Source organism: Nocardioides sp. GCM10030259 (assembly GCF_042666375.1).
Taxonomy (GTDB): Bacteria; Actinomycetota; Actinomycetes; order Propionibacteriales; family Nocardioidaceae; genus Nocardioides.
The window spans coordinates 18,365-37,790 of the sequence record NZ_JBHTDF010000016.1; the positions used below are offsets into that span (position 1 = coordinate 18,365).

At 72.6% G+C, this 19,426-nt stretch carries 16 protein-coding genes; 6 read left to right on the forward strand and 10 right to left on the reverse strand.

Translation table 11 applies throughout. The features are described from left to right. Position 1: 1 nt before the first annotated feature. The 3 genes from ACFQQI_RS12520 to ACFQQI_RS12530 all read right to left on the reverse strand — a co-directional run bounded on the left by ACFQQI_RS12520 (position 2) and on the right by ACFQQI_RS12530 (position 3,560). On the reverse strand, positions 2–1,063 hold the full coding sequence (locus ACFQQI_RS12520) for a response regulator transcription factor (RefSeq protein WP_378563379.1): 1,062 nt from the start codon (positions 1,061–1,063) through the stop codon (positions 2–4). A gap of 78 nt (positions 1,064–1,141) precedes the next feature. Then, positions 1,142–2,113 (reverse strand): glycoside hydrolase family 6 protein, encoded by a 972-nt coding sequence (locus tag ACFQQI_RS12525; protein ID WP_378563382.1) that lies wholly within the window; start codon positions 2,111–2,113, stop codon positions 1,142–1,144. Positions 2,114–2,120: 7 nt separating this feature from the next. After that, entirely contained in the window at positions 2,121–3,560 is a 1,440-nt protein-coding gene (locus ACFQQI_RS12530) for an MFS transporter (protein WP_378563385.1), read from the reverse strand. Positions 3,561–3,658: 98 nt separating this feature from the next. Here ACFQQI_RS12530 and ACFQQI_RS12535 point away from each other — a divergent pair, with 98 nt between their 5' ends. Next, positions 3,659–4,228: a TetR/AcrR family transcriptional regulator gene (locus ACFQQI_RS12535; protein ID WP_378563389.1), complete on the forward strand. Its 570-nt coding sequence runs from the start codon at positions 3,659–3,661 to the stop codon at positions 4,226–4,228. Beyond that, positions 4,225–4,827 carry a Maf family protein gene (locus tag ACFQQI_RS12540; protein WP_378563392.1) on the forward strand — a complete coding sequence of 201 codons (603 nt, stop codon included), beginning with the start codon at positions 4,225–4,227 and terminating at the stop codon, positions 4,825–4,827. Before ACFQQI_RS12535 ends, ACFQQI_RS12540 begins: the two co-directional genes overlap by 4 nt. Here ACFQQI_RS12540 and ACFQQI_RS12545 read toward each other — a convergent pair. The 4 genes from ACFQQI_RS12545 to ACFQQI_RS12560 all read right to left on the reverse strand — a co-directional run bounded on the left by ACFQQI_RS12545 (position 4,769) and on the right by ACFQQI_RS12560 (position 8,786). Further along, positions 4,769–5,353, reverse strand: a complete 585-nt coding sequence (locus ACFQQI_RS12545; protein ID WP_378563395.1) for a GtrA family protein — start codon at positions 5,351–5,353, stop codon at positions 4,769–4,771. The two genes, ACFQQI_RS12540 and ACFQQI_RS12545, sit on opposite strands and share 59 nt — an antisense overlap. 125 nt (positions 5,354–5,478) lie before the next feature. Next, positions 5,479–6,879 carry an OFA family MFS transporter gene (locus ACFQQI_RS12550; RefSeq protein WP_378563398.1) on the reverse strand — a complete coding sequence of 467 codons (1,401 nt, stop codon included), beginning with the start codon at positions 6,877–6,879 and terminating at the stop codon, positions 5,479–5,481. 85 nt (positions 6,880–6,964) lie between these two features. Continuing rightward, a complete protein-coding gene (locus ACFQQI_RS12555) occupies positions 6,965–8,137 on the reverse strand; it encodes an acyl-CoA dehydrogenase family protein (RefSeq protein ID WP_378563401.1) in 1,173 nt (390 codons plus the stop codon). Positions 8,138–8,183: 46 nt separating this feature from the next. Continuing rightward, on the reverse strand, positions 8,184–8,786 hold the full coding sequence (locus tag ACFQQI_RS12560) for a TetR/AcrR family transcriptional regulator (protein WP_378563404.1): 603 nt from the start codon (positions 8,784–8,786) through the stop codon (positions 8,184–8,186). A gap of 57 nt (positions 8,787–8,843) precedes the next feature. Here ACFQQI_RS12560 and ACFQQI_RS12565 point away from each other — a divergent pair, with 57 nt between their 5' ends. Together ACFQQI_RS12565 and ACFQQI_RS12570 are read left to right on the forward strand one after the other, a co-directional pair. Further along, on the forward strand, positions 8,844–10,034 hold the full coding sequence (locus ACFQQI_RS12565; protein WP_378563407.1) for an oxygenase MpaB family protein: 1,191 nt from the start codon (positions 8,844–8,846) through the stop codon (positions 10,032–10,034). Between the two features lie 130 nt (positions 10,035–10,164). Continuing rightward, on the forward strand, positions 10,165–11,970 hold the full coding sequence (locus tag ACFQQI_RS12570) for a biotin carboxylase N-terminal domain-containing protein (protein ID WP_378563410.1): 1,806 nt from the start codon (positions 10,165–10,167) through the stop codon (positions 11,968–11,970). A 154-nt stretch (positions 11,971–12,124) separates the two neighbouring features. On the opposite strand, the gene ACFQQI_RS12575 is transcribed toward ACFQQI_RS12570, so the two are convergent. Then, positions 12,125–14,671, reverse strand: a complete 2,547-nt coding sequence (locus ACFQQI_RS12575; protein ID WP_378563413.1) for an ABC transporter permease — start codon at positions 14,669–14,671, stop codon at positions 12,125–12,127. A 1-nt stretch (position 14,672) separates the two neighbouring features. Beyond that, on the reverse strand, positions 14,673–15,446 hold the full coding sequence (locus ACFQQI_RS12580) for an ABC transporter ATP-binding protein (RefSeq protein ID WP_378563416.1): 774 nt from the start codon (positions 15,444–15,446) through the stop codon (positions 14,673–14,675). A 205-nt stretch (positions 15,447–15,651) separates the two neighbouring features. On the opposite strand from ACFQQI_RS12580, the gene ACFQQI_RS12585 reads away from it, so the two are divergent. Further along, positions 15,652–16,959 (forward strand): ATP-binding protein, encoded by a 1,308-nt coding sequence (locus ACFQQI_RS12585; protein WP_378563419.1) that lies wholly within the window; start codon positions 15,652–15,654, stop codon positions 16,957–16,959. Between the two features lies 1 nt (position 16,960). Next, positions 16,961–19,018: a GAF domain-containing protein gene (locus ACFQQI_RS12590; RefSeq protein ID WP_378563422.1), complete on the forward strand. Its 2,058-nt coding sequence runs from the start codon at positions 16,961–16,963 to the stop codon at positions 19,016–19,018. Here the strand turns inward: ACFQQI_RS12590 and ACFQQI_RS12595 are convergent. Continuing rightward, positions 18,971–19,366, reverse strand: coding sequence for a response regulator transcription factor (locus ACFQQI_RS12595; RefSeq protein ID WP_378563425.1), 396 nt, complete (start codon positions 19,364–19,366; stop codon positions 18,971–18,973). The two genes, ACFQQI_RS12590 and ACFQQI_RS12595, sit on opposite strands and share 48 nt — an antisense overlap. Positions 19,367–19,426 lie beyond the last annotated feature (60 nt).

Genomic DNA, 19,426 nt, shown 5'->3' on the forward strand with positions numbered 1-19,426 from the left:
CTCAGACGGACTCGGCGAGCCGGTAGCCCACGCCGCGCACGGTCTCGATGTAGCGCGGGGTCACGGCGTCGTCGCCGAGCTTGCGGCGCAGGTTGGCGATGTGGACCTCGACGGAGCGCTTGTCGGCCTCGTTGACGAAGTAGGACGTGACGTACTGCTGACCCCGCATGGTCAGCACCAGGTCGGCCTTGCTGCGGACCCGGCGGCCCGTGCTCATCAGGGACGCCAGCAGGTCGAACTCGGTGCGCGTCAGGTCGACGGCGCCGCCGTGGGCGGTCACCACCCGGGTCTCGTGGTTGAGCGCCAGCCCGTTGAAGCGCATCCACCCGGTCGCCGGGTCGGCGACCACCGCACCGTGCTGCCCGGCGGGCGGCACCGGCTGCATCGCGGTCGCCGGCTGGGCCGACTGGGCCGGCTGCGGAGGCCGGACAGGCTGGGGCGCCTGCTCCTGCGGCGACAGCGGCTGCAGCGGCGGCTGGACCGGCTGCACGGGCTGCGGCGGCTGGGCCGGCGGGTGCGCCGGCTCGAACGGCTTCTGCTGGGGCTGCTGCGGCGTGATCGGCGGGAGCGGCGGCGCGGCGGTGAGGTCGCGCGCGGCCGCGGCCGCCCACGACTCCGGCTCGGCCGGCGCGGCGGGGGTCTCCCCCTCCTCGGACTCGACCCAGCCGTGCGGCTTGTCCATCCGGGTGCGCGGGCGGCGCAGCATCGAGTCGGCGCGGGCCCGCAGCTCGCGCGGCCGGAACGGCTTGACGAGGTAGTCGTCGGCGCCGGCCTCGAAGCCCTGCACGACGTCGATCTCGTCGGCGAGCGCGGTGATCATGATCAGGTAGGTGTTGCTGAACTCGCGCAGCCGCTTGGCGACCGCGAAGCCGTCCATGCCCGGCATGTTCACGTCGAGCGTCGTGATCAGCGGGTTGTGCTCGCGCACCGCGTCGACGCCGTCGGGGCCGTTCTCGGTGACGACCGTGGTGAATCCCGACTGGGTGAGCACGATGTCGATGAGGTCACGAACGTCGGGGTCGTCCTCGATGATGACCGCAACCCAACCGCTGCCCGACTCCATGGGGCGCAGCCTAACAACGGCGGCGGCACGACCCACGACGTCGGCGCGCCGAGGCAGCGCTGCGACGCGGGACGGCGCTCACCATCCGGACGCGGCGGCGATCTCCAGCGCCCGCTCGGGCCAGAAGTCCCCGGCGGACGGGCCTCCGTTGCACTCCCCGTCGCTCTCGCCGGGCGGCTTCACCCACACGTAGGCGTCGAGGCTCCCCTGGTCACTCACGCCACTCGGCGCGGTGCCGAACGCCCGCCCCGACGGGTTGCACCACTCGCCGGTCGCACCGAACCCGTTGCGCCCGGTGTCGATGACGTAGTGGGCGCCGTCGAGCAGGTCGCTGAGCTCTTCGGCGTACGCCGCCTCGTCGTCGTCGGACTGGAAGTTGGAGACGTTGGTCGCGAACCCGCGGACGTCCTCGACACCGACCTGCTCGAGCAGGGGGGCGAGCTCGCTCGGCTCGATCCAGTTGGAGTGGCCACCGTCGACGTACGTCGTGAGGCCGGCCGCGGCCAGGCGGTCCACGGCGTCGGCGATCAGCTCGACTCGCTTCTCCGTGCTACCGCACTCGAGGAGCGAGGCCAGCGCGTCGGGCTCGACGACGACGGCCACGTGCTCGCCGGGCTTCGCCGCGTCGGCGATCTCCTGGACCCACGGGCCGTACTGGTCGGCGGAGAGCCCGCCGGCGGAGAACCCGCCCGAGCAGTCCCGGTCGGGGATCCCGTAGACGACGAGTGTCGGCACCCGGCCGGCGTCCTCGGCGGCCTCGACCACCCGCGTGACGTACGGACCGACCTCGCCGGCAGGCGTCTCCTCCGGCGTCAGCCAGACGCCCTGCGGCGTCTCCGCGAGCCGGGTGAACACGCGCTCCTGCTGGTCGTCGGCCGCCTGCTCCGCCGCCTGCGCGGTGTGGGAACGCGGGTCGGCGAACCCCTCCCGCCCGTCGTAGGGGTTGACCTCCTGCGCGTCGTCCGGGGCGTCCTCGGTGCACGCGGCGACCGTCCCGAGCCCGAGGGCCAGCAGTGCTGCGAGTGCTGCGGACGAGCGACGGGACGGCACCGGGACATCATGCCGGAGGAGATGACTGCTCCCTCGAGCGACCGGGCGCGAACAGGCTCGCGACCACCGCGACGGCCACCGCGGCGGCACCGGTCAGCAGCGCCGGCCCGATCGCGCCGTCGTACCCCTCCGGCGAGAGCTGGCCGTCGTTGCTGAGGAACACCGCCGTCAGGAGCGCGATGCCGAGCGCGACGCCGAACTCGCGGATCGTCGAGTTCGCGGAGCTGGCCACCGCGAAGTCGCCCTCCGGCAGCCCCTCGAGCACCGCCGTCGCCATCGGCGCGAACGTCAACCCCATGCCGACACCAGCCATCAGCAGCGCCGGCACGAAGGCGGGGTACGCCGAACCGGACTCGGTCAGCCACGCGAACCAGACGAGCGACGCCGACTGCAGCACCAGGCCGGTCGTCAGCAGGGACCGCAGCCCGACCCGGGACGCGAGCGCCCCGGCGATCGGCGCGACGACCATCGGCGCCGCGGTCCAGGGCAGGGTCCGGAGCCCGGCCTCGAGCGGCGAGTAGCCCTGCACGATCTGCAGGTACTGCGAGAGCAGGAAGACCGTGCCGAACATGCCGAGCGTGAAGAACAGCGCGATCACGTTGGCCACCGAGAAGGTGCGCGACGAGAACAGGCGCAACGGCAGCACGGCGTACGACCGGCCGCGCGCCCGGAGGACGTACGCCGGCACGAGCAGCGCCGCCAGGACGAGCGGCAGCAGCACCTGCGGGTCGGTCCAGCCGTCGTCGTTGCCGTGCACGATCCCCCACACGCCGAGGAACACCGCACCGCCGAGCATCAGCACGCCGACCAGGTCAAGGCGTTGCCAGGCACCGCGCGACTCCGGGATCGCCGCGAGCAGCAGCGGTACGGCGACGAGCGCCACCGGCACGTTGAGCCAGAAGATCGCCTGCCAGCTCACACCCTCGACGACCGCGCCGCCGATCACCGGGCCGAGCGCGACGCCGAGGCCGCTGACACCGCCCCAGATGCCGATGGCGGCCGCGCGCATCGACGGCGGCACCGCCGCTGCGAGCAGCGTCAGCGAGAGCGGCATGATCGCGGCGGCGCCGATGCCCTGCACGGCGCGGGCGACGATCAGGGCCTCCGAGCTGGTGCTCAGTGCCGCGGCGATGGAGGCGAGCGTGAAGACGCCGATGCCGGTCAGCATCACTCGACGGCGGCCGAGGCGATCCCCCAGCGTCGCGGCCGGGAGCATGAACGTCGCGAACGCGAGGGTGTACGCGTTGACGAACCACGACAGCTGGCTGACCGACGAGTCGAGGTCGGTGCGGATGACCGGCAGCGCGCTGGTCATCACGAGGTTGTCGAGGGTGGCCATGAACATCGGGAGCGAGGCGGCCACGACCGCGAGCCACACCGGCGAGCGCCGGGTGCGGGCGGTGGCGACGGCCTCCGCCGCGGGGGCGGCGGTGTCGACTGCGGTCATCGGGACTCCAGTTGTAGGCATTGAATGATTACTTAGAGCTCGACGTTAAGTAATCAACTGATAACATGTCAAGCATGGGTGCCGAGAAAGCTGTCCGGATGAGCGCCGATGACCGCCGCGAGCTGATCATCGAGGCGGCCACGCGCGCCTTCGCCCGCGGCGGGTACGCCGGCACCAGCACCGACGCCGTCGCAAGGGAGTCCGGGGTCTCGCAGCCGTACGTCGTCCGGATGTTCGGCACCAAGCTCGAGCTGTTCCTCGAGGTCTTCGAGCGCGCGGTCGGTCGGATCCGCGACGCGTTCGCGGCGGTGCTCGACGAGGGTCCGTTCGACCCCGCGAGCGAGGAGGACCGAGCCCGCATGGGGATCGCCTACACCGAGCTGCTGCAGGACCAGGACTTCCTACAGGTGATGATGCACGGCTTCTCCGCAGGCGGTGTGCCCGAGATCGGTGCGGCAGCGCGACGCTGCATGGGCGAGGTGTTCGCGACCATCAAGCGCACCGGCTGGGACGACGAGGAGACCCGCGACTTCATCGCCTACGGGATGCTCCTCAACGTGATGATCTCGATGCGCGCCCACGAGCACCTGGAGGACGGGGACCCGCTGACCGCGCTCACGACGTGCGCGTTCGGCGATGCGATCGAGATGCTTGAATCTCCGGCGTGACGGCACTCGTTCTCGGCTCCGCGTCCCCCGCCCGGCTGCAGACCCTGCGCAACGCGGGCGTCGAACCCACCGTGATCGTCTCCGGGGTCGACGAGTCACAGCTCGACGGACTGCCGCCGACCGAGCTGGCCCTCCAGCTGGCGGAGCTCAAGTGCGCCGCGGTCGCCGGTCGCGACGGCCTTCCCGAGGGTGCGCTGGTGCTCGGCTGCGACTCGGTGCTCGAGCTCGACGGCCTGGCGCTCGGCAAGCCCGCCGACGCCGCCGAGGCGGTGCTCCGCTGGCAGCAGATGCGCGGCCGCTCCGGCGTGCTGCTCACCGGGCACTGCCTGCGGGACACCACGAGCGGCCGGGTGGCCGCCGCCACGGCGTCGACGACGGTGCACTTCGCCGACCTCGACGACGCCGAGATCACGGCGTACGTCGAGACGGGCGAGCCGCTCCACGTCGCCGGCGCGTTCACGGTCGACGGTCTCGGTGGCGCGTTCGTGACCGGGATCGAGGGCGACCACCACAACGTGGTCGGGGTCAGCCTGCCGCTGCTCAGGGACCTCGTCGCGGAGCTCGGTCACTCGTGGACGGATCTGTGGTCCGGTCGGTGAGGTCGTAGGGCACGTCGAGCGGCTCGAGGTCGAGCTCGGACAGCTCGAAGACCTGGAGCGGGTGGTGCTTGAGGTCGACCAGGTGGACCGGGCGCCGGAAGACGAGCGTGCGAAACAGGTAGAACCGCGCCACCATGCCGAGGAACAGGCCGATCATGTTCGCCGAGATGTTGTCGGAGTACGGGTCGTCCAGGCCGAGCACCTTGCGGCTGAGCAGCAGGCAGGCGATCGGGATCAGCATCGTGACGAAGTTGATCAGGATGAACATCAGCCGGCCGCCGTCGGCGGTGCGCGGCGGACGGTCGCGGAACACCCACGACCGGCTGCCCCGATAGCTGATCGTCATGCCGACGATGTTGGCGATCACGAACGCCAGGTAGGGATGGCCCTTGAGCGGCGCGTCCCACCCGGTGCTGAAGCCGTGCAGCAGGAAGTTGAAGAGGATCAACGCGACGATCGTCGCGAGACCACCGACGGCTAGAAACCGGTAGGCCTCGGTGAAGATCCGATGCCCCCGGCCAGCCATGCCCCCAAGGCTAACTGCTCAAACGTCTCATCCCGTGAACAGGTCGGCGGCCTTGCGCAGTGTCTCGACGAGACCGTAGGCCAGCGGGATGCCCACGAGGGCCCAGGCAGCGACGATGCGCGCGGTCATGCGGTGCTCCTCTCGAGGGAGTCGGACTCGTCCGGCTCGTGGAACCGTGGGTCGACGGCGCGGATCAGCAGGTTGGCGACGAGGCCGATCGCCAGCACCCCGACCATCGTGAACAGAGCGGGGCGGTAGGCGTCGGCGGTGAGCTCGCCCGGGGTGCCCTGGGCGTCGAGGAAGCCGTTGATGATGAGCGGTCCGGCCACACCGGCCGCGGACCACGCCGTCAGCAGCCGGCCGTGGATCGCGCCGACCTCGAAGGTGCCGAAGAGGTCACGCAGGTACGCCGGGACGGTCGCGAAGCCGCCGCCGTACCACGAGATGATGATCGCGGCGAGGAGCACGAAGAGCGCGACCGTGCTGTCGCCGATCGTGGCGAGCAGCAGGTAGAGCACGATCCCGCCGCCCAGGTAGAGCACGTAGATCGGCTTGCGGCCCACGACGTCCGACGTCGTCGACCACGCGAACCGGCCGCCCATGTTGGCCAGGGACAGCAGCCCGACGAAGCCCGCCGCGGCCGTGGCGGTCACGGTGGAGACGCCGTCGGGACCGCGGAAGAAGTCCTGGATCATCGGCGCCGCCTGCTCGAGGATGCCGATGCCCGCGGTGACGTTGCAGAACAGCACCGTCCACAGCAGCCAGAACTGCGGCGTCCTGATCGCGTTGTTCGCGGAGACGCTGGCGGTGGTGACGAGGCTCTTCTGCGCCACCTCGCTCGGGCTCCAGCCCTCGGGCCTCCAGCCCTCGGGAGGCACGCGCACCGTCCACGCGCCGAACATCATGAATGCGAGGTAGACGATGCCGAGGGTGACGAACAGCAGCATCACCGCGTGGCCGTCGGCCACCGACGAGGGGTCGCTCGCGTCGTACCCGCTCTGGTCGTAGAGCTCCATCAGCCGGGAGCTCAGCGGGCTCGCGATGAGCGCGCCGCCGCCGAAGCCCATGATCGCGAGGCCGGTGGCGAGCCCGGGCCGGTCCGGGAACCACTTGATCAGCGTCGAGACCGGCGAGATGTAGCCGATGCCGAGCCCGATGCCGCCGATCACGCCGTAGCCCAGGTAGACGAGCCAGAGCTGCTCGGTGCCGATCCCGAGGGCCGCCACGAGGAAGCCGGTGGACCAGAAGCACGCGGCGGTGAACATCGCGGCCCGCGGCCCGTTGCGGTCCACCCACGTGCCGCAGACCGCCGCCGAGAGGCCGAGCATCACGATCGCGATCGAGAAGATCACGCCGATCGCGGTGAGGCTGGTGTCGAAGTGCTGGACCAGCGCGGTCTTGTAGACGCTGGTCGCATAGGCCTGACCGATGCACAGGTGGACGCAGAGCGCGGCAGGTGGGATCAGCCAGCGACTGAATCCGGGTCCGGCGACGATGCGGTCGCGGGCGAGGAAGGACGGAACCACAGGACACCTCCGAGTCGGGCCGGGTCGCTCCCCGGGCGACCGTACCCCGAAGTGAGCCCCGTCACTCCCGGTGTCACTCCCGGTGTCACTCCACCGGCAGGCCGAGCCCCCGCGCGATCAGCATCCGCTGGACCTCCGAGGTGCCCTCGCCGATCTCGAGCACCTTGGCGTCGCGGTAGAAGCGGGCGACGGGGTACTCCTCCATGAAGCCGTAGCCGCCGAAGACCTGCGTGGCGATCCGCGTGGCGGTGACGGCCGACTCCGTGGCGTAGAGCTTCGCGACCGCCGCGGCCTGCTTGAAGTCCTTCATCGGGGCGCCGGAGTCCTTCATCGCCGCCGCCCGGTAGGTCAGCAGCCGCGAGGCGTGCAGCATCACCTCGAGGTCGGCGACCTGGAAGGCGACGCCCTGCTTGCGCCCGATCGGGCCGCCGAAGGTCTGCCGGTCGCCGGCGTACTCGACGCTCATGTCGAGGCAGGCCTGGATGCAGCCGACGGCGAGCGCGGCGATCGCCACCCGGCCGTCGTCGAGGGTGGCGAGGAACTGCGCGTAGCCGCGACCGCGGGCGCCGAGCAGGTTCGCCTCCGGCACCCGCACGTCCTGGAGCGTCAGCGGGTGGGTGTCCGAGGCGTGCCAGCCGAGCTTGTCGTAGGCCTTCTCGGCCGTGAAGCCGGGCGTGCCGCTCGGCACGATGATCGTGCTGATCTCGGGCTTGCCCGACTCGCTCACGCCGGTGCGGGCGGTGACCGTCACGCAGCTGGTGATGTCCGAGCCGGAGTTGGTGATGAACTGCTTGGCGCCGTTGACGATCCACTCGCCGTTCTCGAGGTCGGCGCGCGTCTTCGTCGCCCCGGCGTCGGAGCCGGCACCCGGCTCGGTGAGCCCGAAGCCGGCGAGCCGCTCGCCCGCGACGAGGTCGGGCAGCCAGGTCGAGCGCTGCTCCTCGGTGCCGTAGGTGAGGATCGGGTTGATGCCGAGGCCGACCGCGGCCTCGAGGGTGATGCCGAGCGACTGGTCGACGCGGCCGATCTCCTCGATCGCCACGCACAGGCTGGTGAAGTCGCCGTCCTCGCCGGCGCCGCCGTACTCCTCCGGCGCCGTCAGGCCGAAGAGGCCCAGCGCGCCCATCTTGCGCACGACGTCGACCGGGAAGTGGTGCTCGCGGTCCCACTGCGCCGCGTGCGGCGCGATCTCGGCCTCCGCGAACTCGCGGACGCTGCGGCGGAACTCCTCGTGCTCGCGGGACAGCTCAAAGGTCATGCTGCGCATGCTAGTCGCGTTGGTTAGCGATTGTTAACCGACGAGGTCAGGGCAACGTGAGCCCCAGGCCGAGCAGGTCGGCGGTGAGCCCGACGAGGTGGTCCTCGGCGATCCCGGGCGGTGGGTCGAGCGCGATCCGCAGGCAGGTGCTGAGCGCAACGCCCATCGCGAGGTAGATGCGCGCGTCGGCCTCGGTCGGGTCCAGGTGCGGGGCGTGGGTGGCCACGAACATCCGCGTGAACTGGCCGAGCTGGCGCTCCACCTCGGGCAGCACGTTGCTCTGCGCGCCGAGCGGCACCTCGTCGACGAGCGCGGCCATCAGCGCCCGGTGCCGCTGCAGGGCGGCGACGAGGGTGCCGAGCACACGCTGGACGGCGTCGCGGGTCGGCAGCGCGACCGCCCGGCTCATCGCGTCGGTGAGGTCGTCCATGATGTCCGCGGTGCTGCGCACCCGCAGCTCGCCGATGATCTCGTCCTTGTCGGAGAAGTAGCGGTAGAGCGAGCCGACGCTGACCCCGGCCTCGGCGGCGACGCGGTTGGTGCTCATCCCGGCGTACCCGCGCGCGGCCAGGACGCGAGTGGCGGCGGCCAGGATGCGGTCGACCATCTCGCGCGAGCGGTCCTGCACCGGGGCGCGCCGCCCGGTCATCGAGAAATTTCGAAACGCGAGTAGAACATGAGCATTTGCTCACTTTAACGTGTGTCCATGACCCAGGCACCCACCGTCGTCCCCACCCGCTTCGGCTCGGCGAAGCCGTGGTCCGAGCGGGCCGCCCGGGCCCTGCGCCTCACCGCCGGACCGGGCGCGGCGCCGTCCGCCGACGAGATCGAGGCCCTCCAGGAGGGCCTGGTCCGCCGCGACGAGCCGGCGGCGGCGGTCCCCCGGGCCGTGCGCGACGACCGGACGCTGACGATGCGCGAGGTGCACGCGACGCTCGCCACCGGCACCGCCCCGGGCCCCGGCCCGCTGCAGGACCTGCTCGACCTCGTCGCCCGGCGTCCCGCCTGGGTCGACGACGCGCTGCTCGAGCGCGGCGCCCGCGCGTGCCGGTCGTACGGCGCGGACGCCGGGATCGTGCTGGCCTACGGCTCCCTCCTCGGCGGCTACCGCACCTCGGCCGCCGTCGAGCCGCTGGTGCGCACCGGTCGGCTCACCGGCGAGGAGACGCTGCGGCGGATCGGCGAGACCACGACGTGGTGGCGCGCGGTGACGGCCCCCGGCGGCCTCGCTCCCGGCGCGGAGGGCCACCGGCTCTGCCTGCACGTGCGGGTGATGCACGCGTTCGTCAACCACCACCTCGAGCAGGACCCGACCTGGCCGCACGAGGAGAAGGGGGTGCCGATCAACCAGTACGACCAGGCCTCCACGCTCGGCGTCTTCTCGACCAGCTTCCTGCTCCACCTCCGGCTGCTCGGCGTACGCATCTCCCGCGGCGACGCCGCCGCCGTCATGCACCTGTGGTCGTACGTCGGCTGGCTGATGGGCGTCGACGAGGAGTGGCTGCCCCGCACCGAGCGGCGCGGCCGCCGGCTGCTCTACCACTTCCTCTCCCACGACCCCGCGCCCGACGACGCCAGCCGCGCGCTCGCCCGCGCGCTCGTGCACATGGCCGACCACGCGCCCGTGAGCCGCTGGCGCCGCGCCTGGGAGCGCGAGCGGGCCCTGGCCGCCGGCACCTGGCTGCTCGGGCCGGCCGCGATGCGCGACCTCGACCTCCCCCGCCGGGTCCCGTGGTACGGCGTGGCGCGGGTCCTCAGCAACCTCTGGTGGAGCCAGCTCGTCGGCCGGCTCCCCGGCGGCACCGGCGTGCTGGTCCGGCGCGGCGAGCGCACCTTCGCCCGCCAGAACGCCCGCTGGTACGCCGGCGCCGCGCCCGGCGTACCCTCGGCCGCCTGAGCGCGTTCGGCTCCCCGGATCACCCGAGCAGCTGCTTGGTGCGACAAGAGCCACACTCCGCAGCGCGCCCGCTGGCGATAGCCTGCCCCGCGGAGATGCCGTCGTTCCCAACACGGAGCAGGAGTCGCAGGTGCCGGACACCAAGCCGTTGCAGAAGGTCCTGATCGCCAACCGCGGAGAGATCGCGGTGCGGGTGATCCGTGCGTGCAAGGACGCCGGGATCGGCAGCGTCGCCGTCTACGCCGAGCCCGACCGGGACGCGCTCTTCGTGCGCCTCGCCGACGAGGCCCACTCGCTGGGCGGCGCGACGCCCGCGGACTCCTACCTCGACATCGCCAAGATCATCGCGGTCGCCGAGAAGGCCGGTGCCGACTCCGTGCACCCGGGCTACGGCTTCCTCGCCGAGAACGCCGACTTCGCCCAGGCCGTCATCGACGCCGGGCTGGTCTGGATCGGCCCGCCGCCCGCGGCCATCGAGGCCCTCGGCGACAAGGCGAAGGCCAAGCACATCGCGCAGAAGGCCGACGCGCCCCTCGCCCCCGGCACCCAGGACCCGGTCAAGGACGCCGACGAGGTCGTCGCGTTCGCCGAGGCCAACGGGCTGCCGGTCGCGATCAAGGCCGTCTTCGGCGGCGGTGGCCGCGGCCTCAAGGTCGCGCGGACGCTCGAGGAGATCCCCGACGCCTACGAGTCCGCGGTGCGCGAGGCGGTCACGGCGTTCGGTCGCGGCGAGTGCCTGGTCGAGAAGTTCCTCGACCAGCCGCGCCACGTCGAGACCCAGTGCCTCGCCGACCAGCACGGCAACGTCGTCGTGGTGTCCACGCGCGACTGCTCCCTCCAGCGCCGGCACCAGAAGCTGGTCGAGGAGGCGCCTGCGCCGTTCCTCTCCGACGACCAGGTCGCGCGCCTCTACGAGTCGTCGAAGGCGATCCTGCGCGAGGCCGGCTACGTCGGCGCCGGCACCTGCGAGTTCCTGGTCGCCAAGGACGGCACCATCTCCTTCCTCGAGGTCAACACCCGACTCCAGGTCGAGCACTGCGTGTCCGAAGAGGTCACCGGCATCGACCTGGTGCGCGAGATGTTCCGCATCGCCGCCGGCGAGGAGCTCGGGTACGACGACCCCGAGGTCCGCGGCCACTCGATCGAGTTCCGCATCAACGCCGAGGACGCCGGCCGCAACTTCATGCCCGCCCCCGGCACGCTGTCGGCCTGGAGCCCGCCGCACGGCCCCGGCATCCGCCTCGACGGCGGCTACGAGAACGGCGAGACGGTTCCGGGCTCGTTCGACTCGCTCATCGCGAAGCTGATCGTCACCGGCCGCGACCGCACCCAGGCGCTCGAGCGCTCGCGGCGCGCGCTCGACGAGTTCGTGGTCGACGGCATGCCGACCGTCATCCCGTTCCACCGGACGGTCGTCGACGACCCGGCGTACGTCGGCGCCTCGAACCCCTCCGGCGACGGCGAGTTCACCGTCTACACCACCTGGATCGAGACCGACTTCGACAACCAGATCGCGCCGTACGGCGGCGACGTGGCCGAGGCCGACGAGGCCGCTGAGCGGCAGACCGTCGTGGTCGAGGTCGGCGGCAAGCGCGTCGAGGTCGTCATCCCCGCCGGGCTCGCCGGCATCGGCGCGGCCCCGGCGGGCGGCCCCGGTGGTGGCAGAGGGAAGCCCAAGCGCGCTGCCGGCAAGAAGGCCGGAGCGGCGGCCAGCGGCGACGCCGTGACGAGCCCGATGCAGGGCACGGTCGTCAAGGTCGTCGTCGAGGAGGGCCAGGAGGTCGCCGAGGGCGACACCGTCGTGGTCATCGAGGCGATGAAGATGGAGCAGCCGCTCAAGGCACACAAGGCCGGCACCGTCACCGGCCTCCAGGCCGAGGTCGGCCAGACCGTCTCCAACGGCGCCGTGATCTGCGAAGTGCGCAGCGGCGAGTGAGGCACGAGCTCGCCGCGTGGGCGCACGCAGGTTGAGCACGCGCGCGGCTGAGCGTGCGAAGCCGCGACCGCACGTCGAAACCAAGAAGGACTGAACACACGTACGACGGCCCCCGGAGCGATCCGGGGGCCGTCGTGTGTCGTCGGAGCGGAGGTCAGTCGGTGACCACCGCCTTCAGCACGTCGACCTTGGCGGCCGAGCGGGCCGGCCCGACGGCGGCGAGCACGCCGGCCGCCGCCGCCACCGCGAGGTAGACGACGATCTGGCCGACCGGGACGGAGACCGACTTGATGCCCTCGTCCTTGAGGACCTGCGAGAGCGCCAGCCCGATGCCGGTGCCGAGGACCGCACCGCTCACCGCGCCGATCAGCGAGATGACGGCGGACTCCCAGCGGACCATCGCCCGGACCTGACCGCGGGTCATGCCGACCGCCCGCAGGAGGCCCAGCTCCCGGGTGCGCTCGAAGACCGACAGCGCCAGGGTGTTGACGATGCCCAGCAGCGCGATCACCACGGCCAGCGCCAGCATCACCGTGACGAAGGTCAACAGGCTGTCGATGAACCCGGTGGCGACCTTCTGGTAGCCCTCCTGGTCGAGCACCTGGGCGTCCGGGTGGTCGGCCAGCGCCGCGTCGATCGCGTCCTGGACCTGCCCGGCGTCGGCGCCCCTGTCGAGGGTGACCAGGGCGTTCGACACCAGCTGCGGTCCGGCGAACGCCGTCTGCTCGGCGATGCTGATGACGTAGTCGTCACCGATCCAGCCCTTCGTGTCGTAGACGCCCACGACCTCCAGGGTGTGGTCACCGCTCTCGGCGAACTGCGCCTTGACGGTGTCGCCCAGCTTCCAGTCGTGCGCGGTGGCGGCCGACTTCGACACGACCACGCCGTCCTTGCCCAGGTCGGCGAACGAGCCCTGCGAGAGGTCGAGGTTCAGGACGTCGTCGGCGTTGCCCGGGTCGACCGACGAGTAGCTCGACTCCTCGCCGGCGAAGCGCGCCTCGCCCCAGCCGGTGGCCGAGACCTCGGCGACGCCGTCCACCGTCTCGACCGCGTCCACGGCGGCCGGGCTGAACCCGGGCGCCTGGGTGCTGGACGTGGCGACGTACAGGTCCGCGTCGGTCCGGTCCGAGAGCACCTCGCCGAAGGACGACTTCAACGAGGAGGCGAAGACGCCCATGCTGACGACCAGGGTGAGGCCGATCATCAGGGCGGCCGCGGTGGCAGAGGTGCGACGCGGGTTGCGCGTCGCGTTCTGCCGGGCCAGCTCACCGGGCATGCCGCGCAGCCGCAGCGGGGCGGCGATGGCGGCGGCCAGCGGACGGACCGCGAGCGGCAGGGCGACCAGGACGCCCACCAGGGCGGCGAGCAGCCCGAGGCCGAACACCAGGAACGGCGCGCCGCCGTACAGCGACCACAGCATGCCCCCGGCACCGGCGCCGAGGACGGTCAGGCCGGCGATCGCGCGGACCACGGACGGCTTCTCGGCACCCGGCGTCGACTCGCGCAGCGCCTCGATCGGCAGCACCTTGGTCGCGCGGCGGGCGGGCACCAGCGCCGCGGCCACCGTGATGCCGGTGCCGACGAGGAGCGAGCCCCAGATCGCCGTGCTCGGGATCTGCAGCGCGGTGAACGGCAGGGCGAGCCCCACGGCGTCCATGAGCGCCTTCAGGCCCTTCGCGACGGCGATGCCGAGACCGATGCCGGCCGCGGACGCCGCCAGGCCGAGGACGACCGCCTCGAGCAGCAGGCTGCCGAGGACCTGGCGCCGGCGGGCGCCGATCGCCCGCAGCAGCGCGATCTCCCGCGAGCGCTGGGTGACGGTCATCGTGAAGGTGTTCCAGATGATGAACGAGCCGACGAACAGCGCGATGCCGGCGAAGATCCCGAAGAGGATGCCGACGATCTTGAAGTTCTCCTTGGTCGCGTCGGCGTTCTCCGCCGCGACGGCGTCACCGGTGACGGCCTCGGTGCCCTGCGGGATCACCGCGGACAGCCGGTCGGCCAGCTCGGCCTGGGAGACGCCGGGCTCGGCGCTGACGTCGATGGCGTCGAACTGGTCGGGTGCACCGAGCACCCGCTGCGCGGTCGCGGTGTCGAAGTACGCCGACGTCGTGCCGCCGAGGTCCTCGATGCCGTCGCCGTAGCCGACGGTGCCCACGACGGTGAACTCCTGGGTCGGGCCCTGGAAGAGCACCTTGATCGTCGACCCGAGCGCGATGTCGTGGTCCTCGGCGCTGGTGGCGTCGATGGCGACCTCGTGCGCGCCCTCCGGGGCGTGACCGGAGAGCAGCTCGACGTCGCCGCGGAGCTCCTCGTCGGCCGGCATGGAGTAGCCGTTCGTCGGGGCGCCACCCTGGGCGGTGACCGCCCGGCCGTCGTTGTCGGTCAGCAGGGCGTAGCCCTGGACCGAGCCCTCGGCCGCGCGGACGCCGTCGACGTGGCGGATCTGGTCGAGCACCGAGGCGGGGATCGGCCCGCGGTTGGTGCCGACGCCCTCGGTCGCGGCGTACGGCGCCTCGGCGCGCACCACGGCGTCGGTGCCGGACGAGATCTTGCCGAACAGCATGTCGAAGGCGATCCCCATCGTGTGGGTGAGGATCAGGGTGCCGGCCAGGAGCGCGACACCCAGCGCGATCGACGCAGTCGTGAGCAGCAGGCGGAGCTTGTGCGCCACCATGCTGCGGACGGTCGCGGTGAGCATGTCAGCCTCCCAGCCGCTTCATGTAGTCGAGGACGTCGTCGGCCGACGGCGCCAGCATCTCGTCGACCACGCGGCCGTCGGCGAGGAAGAGGACGCGGTCGGCGTAGGAGGCGGCCGCCGGGTCGTGGGTGACCATGACGACGGTCTGTCCGAGGTCGTCGACGGCCTTGCGCAGGAAGCGGAGGAGCTCGGTGCCGGACCGGGAGTCCAGGGCACCCGTCGGCTCGTCGGCGAACACGATCTCGGGACGCGAGGCGAGGGCGCGTGCCGCCGCCACCCGCTGCTGCTGTCCGCCGGACAGCTGCGACGGGCGGTGCCCGAGTCGACCGGTGAGGCCGATGGTCTCGACGATCGACGCCACCCAGTGCTTGTCCGGCCTGCGGCCGGCGATCTTCATCGGCAGCACGATGTTCTCGGCCGCCGTCATCGTCGGCAGCAGGTTGAACGACTGGAAGATGAAGCCGATCCGGTCGCGACGCAGCTTGGTGAGCGCCTTGTCGCGGAGCGAGGTGATGTCGGTGTCGCCGATGTGCACGGTGCCCGAGGTCGGCCGGTCGAGGCCGGCGAGCAGGTGCAGCAGGGTCGACTTGCCGGAGCCGGACGGGCCCATGATCGCGGTGAAGCGACCACGGTCGAGTCCGACGCTGACGTCGTCGAGCGCGGCGACGGCGGCCTCGCCGGTGCCGTACACCTTGGAGAGGTGGTCGGCGCGTGCGGCGAGGCCGGCGGCAGTGCCGGGGTGAAAGGGAGCGGTCGTGATGGTGGTCGTCGTCATGGTGGTGATCTCCTTGTCGGGTCGCCCTCCGCTCGGAGGGCGTCCATCGAGGACATCGCGCGGCGGTGCCCCGGCGGGATCGGGCTGGGCGCAGCGTCTCGGGCGCTGGCCGTGCGCTCCCCCGTGCTGGCCGTGCGGCTGACCCCACCCCCGCCGTACGGCTTCCTCCCTCCCCCGCGGGCCGCCGAGCGCGCAGACTGCTGGCATGACCCCGCTGCTGCACCCGATGCAGGGGTGGCACCGCCCCCGGCGCGAGCTGCTCGCGACCGGCCTGGTCTGGGCCGGGCTGACGGCGTTCGTCGTGCTCGTGTACGTCGTGGTCGTGCTCGGCGGGGGCGCGTTGCTCGGCCGGACGTCGAGCCCCAGCCTGGTCCTGTCGGTGCTCGCGACCGCGGTCGTCGCGGTGGCGTTCGACCCGGTGCAGACGCGGCTGGAGCGCTGGGTGGGCCGGGTCGTCCTCGGCGGCCGGGCGTCGCCGTACGACGTGGTGCGCAGGTTCACGACCACGCTGGCCGGCCAGTACCCCGACCGCGAGCTGCCCGAGCGGATGGCGCGGGTGCTCGCGGACGGCACCGGAGCCGAGTCCGCGCAGGTGTGGGTGGACATGGTGGACCGCGGCGTCCTGGCCGCCACCTGGCCACCCGGGCACGTGCCCGGGACCGGGACGGTCGCCCGGCGGATGCCGGTGCTGCACGGCGGCGAGAACCTCGGCGCCCTCGTCGTCTTCGAGCATCCGGGGGTCCCGCTCACACCGGTCGAGGAGCGCCTGTTCGCCGGGCTCGCCGACCAGGCCGCACTGGTCCTGCGCGGCGCCCGGCTGCGCGCCGAGCTCGAGCAACGGCTCGCCACGCTGTCGACGCGCGCCGAGGAGCTGCGGGTCTCCCGCGAGCGGCTCGTCGACGCCCACGACGCCGAGCGCCGCCGGCTGGAGCGCGACATCCACGACGGCGCGCAGCAGCACCTCGTGGCGCTCGCGGTGAACCTGCGGCTGGCGGGCACCCTCGCCGCCCGCTCCCCCGAGCGCGCCGACGAGCTGCTGGCGGACCAGGAGCGGGCCGCGGAGGACGCGATCGCGACGCTGGTCCGGCTCGCCCGCGGCATCTTCCCGCCGCGCCTCGAGTCGGCCGGGATCGCCGAGGCCCTCCGAGCCGTCATCGCCGCCGCCGACGTGTCGGTCGAGCTGCACGCGACCGGCGTCGGGCGCTACCCACCCTCGATCGAGGCGACGGCGTACTTCTGCTGCCTGGAGGCGCTCCAGAACGCCGCCAAGCACGCGCACGCCACCACCACCCGGGTCGAGCTCGTCGGTACGCCGGACACGCTGGAGCTCGCGATCGTGGACGACGGTCGCGGCTTCGACCCCCGCGTCGGAGCGACCGGCGCCGGGCTGACCAACCTCCGCGAGCGGGTCGAGTCCGTGGGTGGCGAGCTCACGGTCACCTCGACCCCGGGCCAGGGGACCCGGATCCAGGCCGTGCTCCCCGCGGCGGTCCCCGCCGGATCGGTGGCCTGACGTGCGCGCGCCCACCGCCGCCCGCGCCCTCGCCTGGTTCACGATCGCGATGGTCGCGATCGACGTCGTCATCGGGGCGCAGGCCATCCGGCTGACGTCCGAGACGGCGGTGGCCGTGCACGGCTTCCCGTTCATCGACGGCGCCGTCGTCGGCTCGGCGCTCGTGGGCGCGCTGATCGTCTCCCGCTACCCACGGCACCCGATCGGCTGGCTGCTGAGCGTGATCGGGGCGATCGGCTCCGTCTCCCTGGTCGCCGAGGCGTACGCGTACTGGGTCCAGGAGGACGACGGGCCGGGCTCGGCGTCCCTCGGCGGCGTCTCCGCCTGGATCGCCGCACTCTGCGGGGGCCAGCTGATCATCGGCGGGCTCGCGCTGATGTTCCTGCTCGCGCCCGACGGGCACCTGCTCTCCCGGCGGTGGCGGTGGGCCGCCTGGCTCGCCGGGCTCGGCTCCCTGGCCAACACGGTCGCCGTGCTCACGATCCCGCCCACGAGCTTCCGGCTCTACATGAGCGAGGCGGACATCGGCCTGGCCCACCGGATCGGCCTGTCCATCGGCTTCGTCGCGGTCATCGTGGCACTGCTCACCGCGGTCGTGTCCATGTTCGTCCGGCTGCACCGCAGCCGGGGCGAGCAGCGTCGGCAGCTCCGGCCGGTCGTGCTGGCGGCGGCGCTGCCCACGTTCGGCGTGATCTGGCTGGTGGTCGTGCAGTCGTTCAACGGAGGCGAGCAGACCTGGACGGCCTCGATGCCGCTCTTCGTCGCCTACTTCCTGATGCCGATCCTGTTCGCGATCGCCGCGCTGCGGCACCAGCTCTACGAGCTCGACGTGATCATCAACCGCACCGCCGTGGTGATCGCCGGCGTCGCGTTCGCCGCGATCGGCTACACGGTGGTCGTCGTGACGCTCGGCCGGGTCGTGGAGGGCACCGGACGCGGCTTCTGGCTGTCGCTCCTCGGCACGGCGGTCGTCGCACTCGCGTTCCAGCCGCTGCGCCGCCTCGTGGTCGGCCTGGCGAACCGGCTCGCCTACGGGCAGCGGGCCCAGCCGTACGAGGCGCTCGCCGACTTCAGCCGACGACTGGCCGACGCGCCACCGCCGGGCACGCTACTGCCGGCCGTGGCGGAGACGGCAGCGCGAGCGGTGTCGGCACCCGGCGCGGTCGCCTGGCTCGACGTACCGGGTGGCGAGCCGCTGCACGGCACCTGGGGCGAGAGCGCCGCGTCCTTCGGCCACACCGTCCCGGTGCGCCTCGACGACCGCGTGCTCGGGACGATCGGTGTCGCCCTCCCCCGCGGCCGGGTGCTCGACGAGCCCGACCGACGACTGCTGGAGGCGGTCGCCGAGCAGGCGGCGGTGGCGTTCCGCAACACGGTGCTGGCGAGCCAGCTCGCGGCGCACGTCGACGAGCTCGAGCGGACGACCCGGCAGATCGCGGAGTCCCGGCTCCGGCTCGTCGAGGCCGACGACGCCGCCCGGCGGGGCCTCGAGGCGGCCATCGGGCGGGACGTGCTGCCGGCGATCGCCGAGCTGCCGGCCCGGATCCGCCGGGTCCGGACCGCGGTGGCGGCCGGTGAGCCGGCGACCGGCATCGACCCGCTCGTGACCGACGCGAACACCGCGCTGGAGGCGCTGCGCGACCTCAGCCGGGGCGTCTTCCCGTCCCAGCTCGAGCGGGCCGGGCTCGAGCCTGCGCTGCGGTCGTTGCTGACGCGGACGGCGGCCGGCACCACGCTGACCGTCGACGGCGTCGCGGGCACCAGGTTCGCCGCGCGCGTCGAGGCAGCGCTCTACTTCTGCTGCGTGGAGGCCACGCGCTCGGGCGGCGACGTGACCGCGCTGCGGCTGGAGGTGGCGGACGCCCGGGTGCACCTGCGCATCGAACGGGTCGACGCCCGCGCCCTCGACCTCCGGGCGATCACCGACCGGCTCGGAGCGGCGGGCGGAACCGTCGCCGTCGACGGCGACACCCTGGTGGTGTCGGTCCCGGCGGCACCCGCGGTCGCGGCCTCATCCCCGATCGGGGAGGCCGTCGCGGGCGGCACGCCACGCGGCTGAGAGGCTGTCCGGGCCGAGCTCCGCCTTGGCGACGTACGCCGCCGCGCCGCTGTCCGCGAGGTTGACCTGGTCGACGTCGTACGTCGAGAGCAGGAACACGACGGGACCCGCAGGATCAGCGGTCAGCCGGCGGGTGGCCTCGACGCCGTCGATGCCGGGCAGGTTGACGTCCATCAGGACGAGGTCGGGACCCAGCTCGACCGCCACATCCAGCGACTCCTCGCCGGTCGTGGCCGTGCCGACGACCGTGAAGCCGTCGGTCGCCGCGACCACGGATGCCATCGCCCGGCGGTAGAGCTCCTGGTCGTCGACGATCAGCACCCGGATCTGGTCATCGTCACGGTCCACGTCACACCTCCTCGACTCCATCGTGCGCGGCTGGAGGCGCGGCGTCAGGGAGGCTGGCCA